Annotated in this window: 12 protein-coding genes; 9 read left to right on the top strand and 3 right to left on the bottom strand. The window is 69.2% G+C overall.

Annotated features, from left to right (window positions below; translation table 11 throughout):
- Positions 1-41: 41 nt before the first annotated feature.
- Positions 42-698, bottom strand: coding sequence for a PaaI family thioesterase (locus tag NRB20_RS06550; protein ID WP_153408387.1), 657 nt, complete (start codon positions 696-698; stop codon positions 42-44).
- 84 nt (positions 699-782) lie between these two features.
- Positions 783-1,673: a 1,4-dihydroxy-2-naphthoyl-CoA synthase gene (locus NRB20_RS06545; protein WP_319944549.1), complete on the bottom strand. Its 891-nt coding sequence runs from the start codon at positions 1,671-1,673 to the stop codon at positions 783-785.
- A gap of 443 nt (positions 1,674-2,116) precedes the next feature.
- Here NRB20_RS06545 and NRB20_RS06540 point away from each other — a divergent pair, with 443 nt between their 5' ends.
- The 7 genes from NRB20_RS06540 to NRB20_RS06510 all read left to right on the top strand — a co-directional run bounded on the left by NRB20_RS06540 (position 2,117) and on the right by NRB20_RS06510 (position 7,968).
- Entirely contained in the window at positions 2,117-2,512 is a 396-nt protein-coding gene (locus NRB20_RS06540) for a VOC family protein (RefSeq protein WP_319944548.1), read from the top strand.
- Between the two features lie 143 nt (positions 2,513-2,655).
- On the top strand, positions 2,656-3,873 hold the full coding sequence (locus NRB20_RS06535) for an inorganic phosphate transporter (protein WP_319944547.1): 1,218 nt from the start codon (positions 2,656-2,658) through the stop codon (positions 3,871-3,873).
- A complete protein-coding gene (locus NRB20_RS06530) occupies positions 3,873-4,166 on the top strand; it encodes a hypothetical protein (protein ID WP_153408384.1) in 294 nt (97 codons plus the stop codon). Before NRB20_RS06535 ends, NRB20_RS06530 begins: the two co-directional genes overlap by 1 nt.
- A gap of 18 nt (positions 4,167-4,184) precedes the next feature.
- Complete coding sequence (locus NRB20_RS39230) at positions 4,185-4,700, top strand: DUF3349 domain-containing protein (RefSeq protein WP_319944546.1); 516 nt, start codon at positions 4,185-4,187, stop codon at positions 4,698-4,700.
- A gap of 65 nt (positions 4,701-4,765) precedes the next feature.
- On the top strand, positions 4,766-5,923 hold the full coding sequence (gene menE, locus NRB20_RS06520) for an o-succinylbenzoate--CoA ligase (protein ID WP_319944545.1): 1,158 nt from the start codon (positions 4,766-4,768) through the stop codon (positions 5,921-5,923).
- A 192-nt stretch (positions 5,924-6,115) separates the two neighbouring features.
- On the top strand, positions 6,116-7,132 hold the full coding sequence (locus tag NRB20_RS06515; protein WP_153408382.1) for an ATP-binding cassette domain-containing protein: 1,017 nt from the start codon (positions 6,116-6,118) through the stop codon (positions 7,130-7,132).
- 47 nt (positions 7,133-7,179) lie between these two features.
- Positions 7,180-7,968: an ABC transporter permease gene (locus NRB20_RS06510; RefSeq protein ID WP_319944588.1), complete on the top strand. Its 789-nt coding sequence runs from the start codon at positions 7,180-7,182 to the stop codon at positions 7,966-7,968.
- A 232-nt stretch (positions 7,969-8,200) separates the two neighbouring features.
- Here the strand turns inward: NRB20_RS06510 and NRB20_RS06505 are convergent, their stop codons facing one another.
- A complete protein-coding gene (locus NRB20_RS06505) occupies positions 8,201-11,599 on the bottom strand; it encodes a BTAD domain-containing putative transcriptional regulator (RefSeq protein ID WP_227833236.1) in 3,399 nt (1,132 codons plus the stop codon).
- 191 nt (positions 11,600-11,790) lie between these two features.
- Here NRB20_RS06505 and NRB20_RS06500 point away from each other — a divergent pair, with 191 nt between their 5' ends.
- Positions 11,791-12,660 (top strand): 1,4-dihydroxy-2-naphthoate polyprenyltransferase, encoded by an 870-nt coding sequence (locus tag NRB20_RS06500; protein ID WP_153408379.1) that lies wholly within the window; start codon positions 11,791-11,793, stop codon positions 12,658-12,660.
- A 35-nt stretch (positions 12,661-12,695) separates the two neighbouring features.
- Positions 12,696-13,571, top strand: coding sequence for a helix-turn-helix domain-containing protein (locus tag NRB20_RS06495; RefSeq protein ID WP_227833235.1), 876 nt, complete (start codon positions 12,696-12,698; stop codon positions 13,569-13,571).
- Positions 13,572-13,578 lie beyond the last annotated feature (7 nt).

The following is a 13,578-nucleotide window of genomic DNA, read 5'->3' as shown; positions in this document are numbered from 1 at the left end:
TATACGCACCGGACGTTCCAGGCACACTGTCCTACAACCAACTACGGCTGCCAGGGCAGCAACTGCACCATGAGCCCTTCACATTCCGCCAGCAAGTTATCCGATTCGTCGCGCAGGCGCGCGCTGACGAAAACCTTGCGTCCCTCGGCCCGATCGACCGTGCCCTCGACCTTCAACGGCGTGTGCAGCGGGGTGACTTTTCGGTAGTTGATGTGCAGGAACGCGGTTCTGCTGATCGGATGTCCGGCGTAGTGCACGAGCGCGCCGAACAGGTCGTCGAACATCAGCGGCAGCACCCCGCCGTGCACGGCACTGTTGCCGCCGAGGTGGTAGCGGCGGAATTCCCCGCGCATGGAGATGCCGTTCGGCCCCGCCTCGACGATCTGCCACGGCGGCATCAGCAGGCTGCCGCGGCCGGGCAGGGCGCTGACGCGGCCGGCCGGGCCGACGGTCTCCGGTGCGCGATACGGCTCGAGGAGATCGTTGAGCTGGCGCACCCGTTCCAGCGCCTCGCCGAAGACCTCGTCCGGACAGTCCACCGAGACCGCCAGGTCCTGCAACGTGCGCATGGCCTCCACGAACGGCGCGAAGTTCGGCCCCGGCTGGGCCTCGGCGACCTTGGGAAATCCACCGTGCTCGGCGTAACGAGCGGTATCGATCGCACTCCGGTCGATCAACGGCTCGGTGTGTTCACTCATCTCTGCACGGTAACCCGCATTCTTACGGCGTCCAATGGAACTGGCCAGTAGGTGATATTTCAGACAGGCCGCTGACCTGGACCGTTAGAAGTACCAGGGGTACGGGGACCAGTCCGGCGAGCGCTTCTCCAGGAAGGCGTCCCGGCCCTCGACGGCCTCGTCGGTCATGTAGGCCAGGCGGGTGGCCTCACCGGCGAACAGCTGCTGCCCGACCAGACCGTCATCGGCCAGGTTGAACGCGTATTTCAGCATCCGCTGCGCCTGCGGGGACTTGCCCAGGATCTGCGCGGTCCATTCCAGGGCCTCGTCCTCGAGCCGCTCGTGCTCGACCACCGCGTTGACCGCACCCATATGGTGCATCTCCTCGGCCGTGTACGCCCGGCCCAGGAAGAAGATCTCGCGCGCGAACTTCTGCCCGACCATCTTGGCCAGATACGCACTCCCGTACCCGGCGTCGAAACTGCCCACATCCGCGTCGGTCTGCTTGAACCGCGCGTGCTCCCGGCTCGCCAAGGTCAGATCACACACCACGTGCAGGCTGTGCCCGCCACCCGCGGCCCACCCGTTCACCAGGGCGATGACCACCTTGGGCATGAACCGGATCAGCCGCTGCACCTCCAGGATGTGCAACCGCCCCGCCCGCGCCTTGTCCACCGTCTCCGCGGTGTCCCCCGACGCGTACTGATACCCGCTACGCCCCCGGATCCGCTGATCCCCACCCGAACAGAACGCCCACCCACCGTCCTTGGGACTGGGCCCGTTCCCGGTCAACAACACCGCCCCCACATCCGAAGTCATCCGCGCGTGATCCAACGCCCGATACAACTCGTCCACAGTGTGCGGCCGGAACGCATTACGCACCTCGGGCCGATCGAACGCCACCCGCACCGTCCCCTGCTCGACGTGCCGGTGATACGTGATATCGGTCAGATCCTCGAACCCCACCACGGGCTCCCACAGCTTCGCATTGAACACCCCGCCATCTTGCCCCCGCGCCCTCCCGACACAAGCCCCACCCGGCGACACGCCCCGCCCGGGTGTGTCCGGAACCGTGCCACCCACGACTATCGCCGCACGTTGTCCATAGCCCCGCTGGCCCCTCGACATGCACTGCCGGGCGCACACGAACCGATGCGACATCCGGGCAGCGCACGAGACTCCACCCCAAGCGTGCACCGAGGCGGAAGGTATTCGGCGAGTGCGGGATCCGGCAACACCGCATCTACGGTCGCAGCGGACGACGACACCGGTGGCGGCGCACCGCCCGACAGGCACCGCCGCACGGATGCACCGCTCGGGCTCGAAAGATGTTCGGCGGATAGGGAATCCGCGACCGTGGACTGCGGGTCCGGCGACGAGATGGTCGCGGCGGGAGCGATATGCCGGTCGGGGTGGGGGCCTCGCCCTACGCTCGGAGGGTGGACATTCTGAGTAGTCGGGTGATTCTGCGGCCGGTCGATTACGGGCGGACCGTGGAGTTCTATCGGGACGGGTTGGGGTTGGCGGTGGCGCGGGAGTATCCGGGCGGGACGGTGTTCTTCGCGGGGCAGTCGCTGATCGAGGTGGCGGGGCACGGGCGGGACGCGGGGGCGGCTGTCGGGTTCGCGGGGGCGCTGTGGTTGCAGGTGCGCAGTGCCGATGAGACGGCGGCGACGCTGGTGGCGCGGGGTATCGCGCTCGAGCGCGGGCCGGTGCGGGAGCCGTGGGGGTTGATCGAGATGTGGTTGCGGGATCCGGACGGTGTGCCGATCGTGCTCGTGGAGGTGCCGTCGGATCATCCGCTGCGGCGGGACAGCCGGGTGCACGAGGACTGAATCGCGGCGATGCCCGGTTGTCCGGCAACCCGATTCCACTCGATGGCAAATCTGTAGCACCCTCGATTCGGCAGACACGCGCGAAGGTCTCGATTCAGCGGAACCCACGGGTCGGTTTCCCGGCCGTAGCGCACACTGAAACGGTGACCGCCGAACTGATCGTTCTGCTCATCGTCATCATCACCGCCCTTGTCTTCGACTTCACCAACGGTTTTCACGACACCGCGAACGCGATGGCCACCTCCATCGCCACCGGCGCGCTCAAACCCCACACCGCGGTCATCCTGTCCGGCAGCCTGAATCTGGTCGGCGCCTTCCTGAGCGTCGCGGTCGCCGCGACCGTCGCCGAGAGGATCGTCCGACTCGACCAGGTCGACGGCAGCGATCTGCTCGCTATCGTCTTCGCCGGGCTGGTCGGCGGCATCCTGTGGAATCTGCTGACCTGGCTGCTGGGCCTGCCGTCGAGTTCCTCGCACGCGCTGTTCGGCGGCATCATCGGCGCCACCATCGCCGCGCTGGGCTGGGGCGGGGTCATCTGGACCGCGGGCAGCCAGGGCGTGCTGACCAAGATCGTGATCCCGGCGGTGCTGTCGCCGGTGGTGGCCGCCCTGATCGCGACGATCGGCACCTGGCTGGTGTACCGCATCACCCGCGGCAGCGACACCGGCGTGGTGAACCGCGGTTTCCGCTGGGGTCAGATCGGTTCGGCCTCGCTGGTCTCGCTCGCGCACGGCACCAACGACGCGCAGAAGACCATGGGCATCATCTTCCTGGCCCTGATCGCCTACGGCTCGAGCAAGCAGTCGGACTCGCTGCCGCTGTGGGTGATCGTGGCCTGCGCCGCGGCCATCGCGGCCGGAACCGCGCTGGGCGGCTGGCGGATCATCCGCACCCTGGGCAAGGGCCTGGTCGACATCAGCCCGCCGCAGGGTCTGGCCGCCGAATCCACCAGTGCGGCAATCATTCTCACCTCCGCGCACTTCGGGCTGCCGCTGTCCACCACGCAGACCGTCACCGGCGCGATCCTGGGCACCGGGCTGGGACGTCCGGAGGCCGAGGTGCGCTGGAACGTGCTGGGCCGGATGGTGGTGGCCTGGCTGTTCACCCTGCCGCTGGCCGGAGTGGCCGGGGCGATCTGCTGGGCACTGGCGCACGGGATCGGCGGGCTGCCCGGCGTGCTGGTGGTGTTCGCGCTGCTGCTGGTGCTGGCCGGGTACATGTATCTGCGCTCGCGTCGCACACCGGTGCACGCGGGCAACGTCAACGATCAGTGGCAGGGCTCGCGGGAAGACCGGGAAGACCGCGCCGGCCCACCCGACGCTCCGGCGGCGACACGATCCTCCTCGGCCGGGAGGGCGTGATGCATACTCTGCTGACCGATCTGCGGGAGTTGTGGCGGGTCACCCTCGCCGCGCTGATCTTCGGGGCCGGATTGCCCGCGATCTTCGCGGTGGGGATTCGATTCCAGTCCGTCGCCCGGGTCGGCGTATCCGGAACGTCCGAGGTCACCCCGCTGTCCCGCCGACGAGCCGCGGTCGCCATGGCCGCGCTGTGTTACGCCGTCGTGCTGGCGGTGGTGGTCGCCGGAGTGTTGTTCGTAGCCAAGGCTTTTCTCGCTTCCCGTCTCGGCATCCATCTGTTCGGACAGGAATGACCACGGAAAGGACGATCCGTGACCACCGGAGCGGAACCGTCGCAGGAACCGGAACCATCGCGCGAATCAGACCAGCCCCCCGCCCCGAAACAGCAGAGCGCGGCGGAGCGATCCCACGTACCGGAGCAGTCCCGTGATTCGGAGCAGCCGCTCGCACCCGAACGAGCCCGCGCGCCGGAACAGCGCCCGGAACGCGAACAACCGCCGAGCACCGAGGCGAGGCGATCGCTTCTGGGGAAGGTGCTGGCTTGGCTACGCGCGGGTTATCCCCAGGGCGTTCCGCCGACCGATTACGTCGCACTGCTCGCGGTCCTGCACCGCCGACTCACCGATTACGAGGTCCACGCCGTCGTGGACGAGCTGATCCGGGAGCGCGCCGGGGACGACGAGATCGCCCGGCACGAGATCGAGGACGCGATCGGCCGAGTTGCCAAAGAGCTGCCGGGCGAGGACGATATCGCACGAGTGACCTCCCGGCTCCAGGCCGGCGGCTGGCCACTGGCGACACCGACGTCCGAAAGCCCCAACCCCTGAGTTGACCGAAGGGAGGCGGGGACCCGTAACCGGGTCGTCGGCCCCGACATGACACCATCGCGAACGTGAGCACTCTGCGGACCCTCCCCATGCCTACCGGAGCCGCGGTGGGTGATGTCCTGCCGCATCTGCGCGAAGCCCTCGAGGGCGGCGGACCGGCCTGGCTGCCCGTCCCGGGCGGCGACCGGAGGGAGACGACCAGGCTGTCCGGAGCACTGCGTCCGGGCGAACCGATCGATGACGACGTCGCCCTGGTGGTGACGACCTCCGGCACCACCGGTGTGCCCAAGGGCGCGATGCTCACCGCGTCCGCCCTGCGCGCCAGCGGCGAGGCCACCCACGAGCGTCTCGGCGGTCCGGGCCAGTGGTTGCTGGCGCTGCCGACCCATCACATCGCCGGTTTGCAGGTGTTGCTGCGCGCCATCCAGGCCGGGACCGAGCCCGCGGTGCTGGACGTCTCGGGCGGATTTCTGACCAGCGGCCTGACCAGCGCGATCGCCGGGATGACCGGGGAGCGCAAGTACACCTCCCTGGTCCCGACCCAGCTCATCAAGGCCCTGGAGGATCCGGCGTGCGCGGCCGCGCTGGCCACCCTGGACGCGATTCTGGTCGGCGGCGCGGCGACCCCGCGTCCGGTGCTCGAACGCGCGACCGCCGCCGGAATCACCGTGGTGCGGACCTACGGTTCGAGCGAGACCTGCGGCGGGTGCGTCTACGACGGGGTTCCGTTGACCGGGACGAATATCCGCATCCAGGACGGCCGCGTCCTGCTCGGCGGCGCGACGCTCGCCAAGGGTTATCGCGGCATCCCGGATCATCCGGCGTTCGCCGAACCCGGCTGGTTCCGCACCGACGACGCCGGCACCTTCACCGACGGCGTCCTGACCATCACCGGCCGCCTCGACGAGGCCATCACCACCGGCGGTCTGCTGGTGATCCCGCAGGTTGTCGAGGCCGTGCTGGCCGATCATCCGGCCATCGCGGAATGCGTGATCCTGGGCCTGCCCGACGAACGCCTGGGTCAGCGGGTCGCCCTGGTGGTGGTCCCGGTTCCGGGTGCGACGCCGACGCTCGAGGAGATCCGCGATTTCGTGATCGCCCAGCTCGACACCACCGCCGCGCCGCGCGAACTGGCTCTGGTCGAGGAGATCCCGATGCGCGGTCCGGGCAAACCGAACCGCGCGGCCCTGCGCGAACGTCTGATCAGCTCGACCACGCACTGAGCACTTCGCCCACACACCGCCCCCCTCCCCCACACACCGAGTTCTCGGACTCCGCTCCGAGGACTGCCGCGTTACTCGATTCGGGCGGAACCGATGTCGCGAACTCACCTGGCGCAGTGGACTGGCGTGAGCGGCCGAGGCGCGCAATGTGCACGCAAGGGGCATGCAAGACCCGCCCCGCACAGTAATGCCATGACTTCCTACGCACCTGCCGACGCACTCGCCATCGAGGCGGACGGGCTGGTCAAGGTCTTCGGGGAACAGCGTGCCGTCGACGGCGTGAGCCTGACGGTGCCGCAGGGCGCGGTGTACGGCGTGCTCGGACCCAACGGAGCCGGTAAGACCACGACCATCCGCATGCTCGCCACCCTGTTGCGCCCGACCGCGGGCAGCGCGCGGATCTTCGGCCACGACGTGGTCGCCGAGCCGACCGCGGTCCGCTCGCTGATCGGCGTCACCGGCCAGTACGCCTCGGTGGACGAAAAGCTCAGCGCCACAGAGAATCTGATCATCTTCTCGCGCCTGCTCGGATTGAGCCGGGCCGAGTCCCGGCGGCGCGCGACCGATCTGCTCGAGGAGTTCGGGCTCACCGACGCCGCGACCAAACCGCTGGAGAACTTCTCCGGCGGTATGCGCCGCCGCCTGGACCTGGCCGCGAGCCTGATCTCCACCCCGCCGCTGCTGTTCCTGGACGAACCCACCACCGGCCTGGACCCGCGCACCCGCGCCCAGATGTGGGAGACCATCCGCCGCCTGGTCCGCGAGGGCGCGACCGTGCTGCTGACCACCCAGTATCTGGACGAGGCCGATCAACTCGCCGACCGGATCGCGGTCATCGACCACGGCCGGCTGATCGCCGACGGCACCTCCGACGAGCTCAAGGCCTCGGTCGGACTGTCCACCCTGCAACTCACCCTGACCGACCGGACCCTGCTCGGCAAGGCCGGTGACCTGCTCGGCGAATTCCTCGGCCGCGCCACCGGCAAGCCCGTGGAGACCACCATCACCCCGGAGGCCGGCCGGATCACCACCCCGCTGCACGATGCGAGTCTCACCGCGGATCTGCTGATCTGGTTGCGGGACAACGACATCCGCGTCGAGGAGATCAACGTCAGCAAGCCGAGCCTGGACGAGGTGTTCTTCGCCCTCACCGGGCACGGAGCCGAATCCGACACCAGCACAACCGATTCCGAGAGGAGCGCGGCGTGACCACCACAGTCGCCGTCCCCACCGGCGAGCGCGCCACGCGTGCCGTCATACCCGCTGTCAGCAACCACATTCCGATCCGCCAGGCCGTGGCGAACTCGCTCACCATGGCCTATCGCGGGATCCTGAAGATCAAGCACAATCCCGAGCAGTTGTTCGACGTGACGCTGCAACCGATCATCTTCACGCTGATGTTCACCTACATCTTCGGCGGGGCGATCTCCGGTGACGTGCACTCCTACCTGCCGGTCATCATCCCCGGCATCCTGGTGCAGACGGTGATCACCACCTCCATCGTCACCGGCACCCAGCTGCGGGAGGATATGGACAAGGGCGTCTTCGACCGGTTCAAATCGCTGCCGATCGCCCGGATCGCGGCGTTGGCCGGGGCGCTCACCGCCGATATGGTCCGCTACGGCATCGCCACGGTGCTCACCATCGTGATGGGCCTGATCATGGGTTACCGTCCCGGTGGCGGCGTGGTCGGCGTGGTCGCCGCGGCCGTGGTGATCGTGGCCTGCTCGTTCGCGGTCAGCTGGATCTTCGCCCTGATGGGGGTGCTGATGAACAGCGCGTCCTCGGTGCAGGGCGTGTCGATGTTGATCCTGTTCCCGCTGACGTTCATGTCCAGCGCGTTCGTCCCGGTCAAGACCATGCCGGGGTGGTTGCAGGGATTCGTGAACGTCAACCCGGTCACCCACCTGGTGTACGCGTGCCGGGAGCTGATGAACAACGGCAACTTCACCAGCCCGCATCTGGCCTGGTCACTGCTGGGTGCGGTGGTCGTGGTGCTGATCTTCGCACCGCTGACCGTCCGCATGTACATGCGCAAGGCTTGAGTTATCGGCCTCCGCTCCGCTCCGGCGGGGTCGGGGCCCCCAAGGCTCGATTCTTCCCTCCTCCGCTCCTCCGCTTCGCTCCCCCGCTCCGTCAGTCCAGAATCGAGCCGGGCCCCGACCCTTTGCAGTCGGCGTTATCCGGAGCTGGCGGAACTGGGTGACCCAATAGTGTTGTTGCTCAGGAGTATCCGGCCCGTCGGTCACGACTGTGACCGACGGGCTCGGTGTTTCGCTAGACCTTGCCCGAAAGTTCTTGCAGCAGTGCCATGACGCGACCGGCGGCGCTGCGGCGACCGGTGCGGGCGGCACGGCGGTATGCCTCTTCCATCAGCTCCGGCGTGGTCAGCGCGGCGTGGTGGGCCAGGTGCCGATCGATGCGCATGGACGGGGTGTCCTGGCGGGCCACGGTTTTCGGGGCGAGCGCGATCAGTTCCCGGCCGATGTCCGGGAAACGTTGCACGGCAAGCAGATACGAGCCGATCGCCAATGCCACCGAACCGATCTGCGGGATATCGATGTAGTGGCCGAGATGGTCGCGGCCGTTGTCGATCAACTCCTGCGCCAACGTCGGCACCGCGTCCAGACCCCCGTGCAGCACATGGGCGTCCAGCACTCCGGCGGCCACCGCGACCGCGCCGGGGCCACCCCGCATCGGCATGTCCGGCCAGCCGTGCATGGCCAGCACACCGCGCGAGCGCCGCAGTCCGGCCTCCCGATCCCCTTGCGCCAGCGCAAGTTCCGCCCAGCCGACCTGCACGGTGGCCCGGCGGTGGTTGGGTCGCAGCACCGGATCGTCCGGTCCCGGACCGTCTTCCACGAATCCGGCCGCCATCTCCAGTTCCCAGCGGGCCTGTTCCAGATCACCCGAGCCGACCAGTTCGACGGCCAGATAGCTGGCGAGTTCGGCGATCTCGTCGAAGGAATGCAGTTGCCGCAGTGCGGCTATCGCCCGGCGGTAGTTGTCCGCCGCCTCCCGGTAACGCGCGGTCTGGGCCAGCAGCTGGGCCAGATGCTGGAACAGCATCGCCGAACCCCACACGTCACCGGGGGCCAGATCCCGCATGGCACATTGCGCGTCGCGCATCGAACCGTTCACGTCACCGGCGTTCTCCCGCACGTTGGCGCGCAACAGCCGTGCGGCCCAACGGATCTCCCGATCATCGGACCGGCATCCGACGGCCAGCCGCCGCGCGACGTGGATCGCCCGGGGCCGCACACAGATCAGTTCGGCCATGAAACGCGACCCCGGGGACAGCTGCGACGAGGCGCGCAGCAAGCGCCGCAACCGAATTCGCAGCAGCGCCGCGTGCCGCAGCCGGGTGTCGCCGAACGCCAGGTGCATGCCGATCAGCGCGTGCGAGATCACCTGGAGGTCGTCGGCCGCGGACCCGGCGGCCGGGGGCGGCGGCATGCCCAGCACCCGGGCCGACCAGCCGACGAATTCCCCGTGCGCGCCGCGCATCACCCACAGCATGCCGGGCAGCGGGAACACCTGGTACACGGTCACGGCGTCGCCGATATCGCAGGCGTACCGCAGTACCGCGAGCAGGTTGTCGAGTTCGGTGCTGACCCGCGCGACCGTCGCCACCTGTTCCTCGGAGGTATAGCGATTCAGCACCTCGACGGCGAATTCCCTTGCCCACCCGGACATCCGGCTCATCACCGCATCCGCCTCACCGGCGGCGGCGAGCTGTTCCTCACCGAATTCCCGGACGGTCTCCAGCATCCGATAACGGATCCCGGCGCTCTCGTCGTCCAGCACGGACAGCAGCGACTGGCTCACCAGGCCGTCCACGGCGGCGGCGATATCCCCGATATCGGGTCCGTCCGCGACGATGTCGGCGGCGGCGAAGGTGAATCCGGCCGGGAACCGGCACAGCCGCCGCAGCGCGATACGCTGCGGTTCGTCCAGCAGATTCCAGCTCCACTCGATCACCGCGTGCAACGTCCGATGACGTTGCGGCGAGGTGCGATCCCCGCTGCGCAACAACGTGAATCGGTGTTCCAGGCGCGCGTCGATCTCCTCGACGCTCATGGTGCGCACCCGCGCGGCGGCCAGTTCGATCGCCAGCGGCAGTCCGTCCAGGGTACGGCACAGCCGCGCGACCACCTCCGGATCCAGCCGCACCGAGGGCCGCACCGCGCGGGCCCGGGTGCGGAACAGTTCGGTGGCCGGGGAGCCGTGCGCGTCGATCGCCAAGGGCGGCAACGGATATACCGTCTCGGCGGTGATCTCCAGCGGCGCGCGGCTGGTGGTGAGCACGGTGAGCCGGTCGCACGCGCCGACCAGATCGGCGACCACCTCGGCCACGGCGTCGATGAGATGTTCGCAGTTGTCCAGGATCAGCAGCATCGGCCGCGCGGCCACGGCGTCCCGAAGACGTTGGCGCGCATCGATTTTCCGGCCCGGTCGCAGACCCGAACCGTCCCGCGCGGCCTCGGCGATACCGAGCGCCGCGCTGATCGCGGCCTCCACCTCGGCGCGGGCGTCCTCGGGCGCGGCGCGCACCGAGGCCAGTTCGATCAGCGCCACGGGGACGGCCGCGGTCATCCGCTGGCCCAGTTCGTTTGCCACCCTGGTCTTTCCGGTGCCGCCGGGGCCGAGCACGGTGGTCACCCGCGACGTACCGAGCAGATTGTGCAGCGCGCCCAGGTCGGCGGTGCGGCCCAGCAGCGGATTCGGCGCGGCGCGCAAACCGATCGCCGCACCGGAATTCCCCTGTGCGACATCATGTTCGGTATCATCATCCGGCGTGGCCGAGCGCGGCACCGGCGCGCCGTTCGCGCGCGACGTCACCCCGCCCATCGGCTCACCGCGCAGAATCGCCGCGTTCAACTCGACCAGCGCCGGACCCGGATCCGCGCCGAGTTCGTCGACCAGCCCCGCCCGCAGGGTCACGAAGACCTCCAGCGCCTCGTTGGCGCGTCCGACCGCGGCGAGCAGTCGCATCAGGGTGCCGTGCGCGGATTCGTCCAGCGGCCGGGCCGCGGCGATCCGCCGGGCCATCCGCACCGCGCCGTCCAGATCCCCGGACGCTTCCCGCGACGCGAGTTCCAGCTCGTCCAGGGCGTGCCAGCGGGTCACGGCCAGTTCGGCGAGTTCGTCGGCGACCGGTCCGGGCGGTAGGTCCGCGCCCGGTTCGCCGCGCCACAGCGCCCGCGCGCGGGCCACCAGATCCAGGCAGTGGTCGTCGCGCCCCGCGGCGTGCATCTCCCGGCCCTGCCGTTCCAAGCGACGGGCCAGGGTCAGATCGACCTGCTCCTCGCCCAGAGCCAGCCGGTAACCCGCCGGACCGACCTCGAGCGCGCCGTCGGGCAGCGCCGAACGCAACCGGGAGACCTGGGTGTGCAGGGCGTTCATCGGGGCGCGCGGGGGCTGTTCGCCCCAGATGTCCGCGATCAGTCCCTGCGCGCTGCGGCTGCGTCCGGGATGTAGCGCGAGGGCGGCCAGCAGCAGCCGGGCCCGCGCGCCGGGTACCGCGGCCAGACCGGAATCCGCGCGGCACAGCGCGACCTCACCGAGGACCGATACGCGGACCGAGGTATGCGCGGATACCTCGTCGGACCGGTCCCGACCCGATCGGGTGTTCGTCGTCCCGGCACCCGCGGAGCCGCTCTGATCAGGAATCATGCCGTTCACCATCGTATGTGAGCAGTCCACCGATTATTCGGCTCACAGTGCCGGGACCACCCCTCACCAGCATGCACCATGAACCCCGCAATCATACTCCGATATATCGAAATAAATCTACCGATAGGGTGGCCGATACCACCCGACCCGCGACCCGTCCCCGCTGCCGGGATGCGCATAGGCTTCGACCCATGGCTAGTGCAGCACAGTGGCTCGAAGGCGCGCGACCGCGAACGCTCCCCAACGCGATCGCCCCGATCCTGGTCGGCACGGGTGCGGCCGCCTCCCTGGACGCGGCGGTCTGGTGGAAGGCCCTGCTGGCGCTGGTGGTCTCGCTCGCGCTGATCATCGGCGTCAACTACGCCAACGACTACTCCGATGGCATCCGCGGCACCGACGACGAACGCGTCGGCCCGCTGCGCCTGGTCGGTTCGGGCGTGGCCTCGCCGGGCGCGGTGCGGGCCGCGGCGATCGCAAGCCTGAGCGTGGGCGCGGTCGTCGGACTGGTGCTGGTGTTCACCACCGCGTGGTGGCTGCTGCTGATCGGCGCGGGCTGCCTGGCCGGGGCCTGGTTCTACACCGGCGGCCGGAAACCCTACGGCTACAGCGGTTTCGGTGAGATCGCGGTGTTCGTCTTCTTCGGCCTGGTCGCGGTCCTCGGCACCGAATTCGTGCAGGCGCACCGGATCGACTGGGCCGGTGCGGTCGGCGCGGTGGCGGTCGGCGCGTTCTCCAGCGCGGTCCTGGTCACCAACAACCTGCGCGACATCCCCACCGACTCGGTCACCGGCAAGACCACCCTGGCCGTGCGCCTCGGCGACACCCGAACGCGCACACTGCATCTGGTCCTGATGGTGGTGCCGTTCGTGGCCTCGCTGGTCCTGGTCGCCCGCACCCCCTGGGCACTGCTGAGCCTGCTCGCCCTGCCCCTGGCGATCCGCTCCAACAACCCGGTCCGCGGCGGCCAACAGGGCCCCGGACTCATTCCGTCCCTGCGCGATACGGGCCTGGCCATGCTGGCCTGGTCGATCCTGGCGGGCATCGCCCTGGCCGTCGGCTAGTACCCCGTTCCGGGGCAATGCTCCTACCATGAGATATGCCTGTCGAACAGGTTCTGATCGCCGACACCCTCGTGGATGTCGCGATGCCCGCGCCCGGCGACCGGATGCCCGGCCTGAGCATGGCGGGCTTCCATGGCCGAGCCGGTGACGTGCTGGCCCTGGACGTGGTCCCCTATCCGGCCCTGACCATGTTCGTCGACCTCGGCGACAACGCGCTGATCATGGACGACGGCACCGGCGAACGCCGCCACGGCAGCGTCGTCGTCGGCGTGGCCCCCAGCGGTGTGCGCGGCTGCGCGCGCGAGGTGGAACTGCTGCAGATCCGCCTGTCTCCGCTGCTCGCGCAATCGGTTTCGGCGATCGCACCGCACCTCGGCAGCGAATTCCTGGACCTGGCCGAATTCTGGGGCCCCGACACCGAACGCCTGCACGAGCGACTGCGCGACGCCCCGTCCTGGGACGCCCGATTCGCGCTCGTCCGCCGCGCCCTGCTGCGCCGGGTCGAGAACGCCCGCACCGCCGATCCCGAACTCGACTGGATCTGGGACCGCATGGCGACCGAACACGGCCGGGTCCGGGTGGAACGGCTCGCGGACGAGGTCGGCTGGAGCCGCAAACGGCTGTGGTCCCGATTCCGCGCCCACACCGGCCTGACCCCGAAATACGCCGCGAATCTGATCCGCTTCGACCACGCCGTGCACCTGCTGGCGGCCGGACGCACCCCGGCGGCGGTCGCCGCGGACTGCGGTTTCACCGACCAGTCGCATCTGCATCACGACGTCCTGGCCTTCACCGGCCTGACTCCCGCCAAGGCCGCGCACGCCCCGTGGCTGACCGTCGACCCGATCGCCTGGCAACCACAGGCCGGAACATTTCTCCAAGACCCGCCCGTGCGCGCGGGCCCATGCTGACGGTGCC

It is taken from the genome of Nocardia macrotermitis (assembly GCF_009604405.1).
GTDB lineage: Bacteria > Actinomycetota > Actinomycetes > Mycobacteriales > Mycobacteriaceae > Nocardia > Nocardia macrotermitis.
This window is presented reverse-complemented; position numbering and strand designations above follow the sequence as displayed.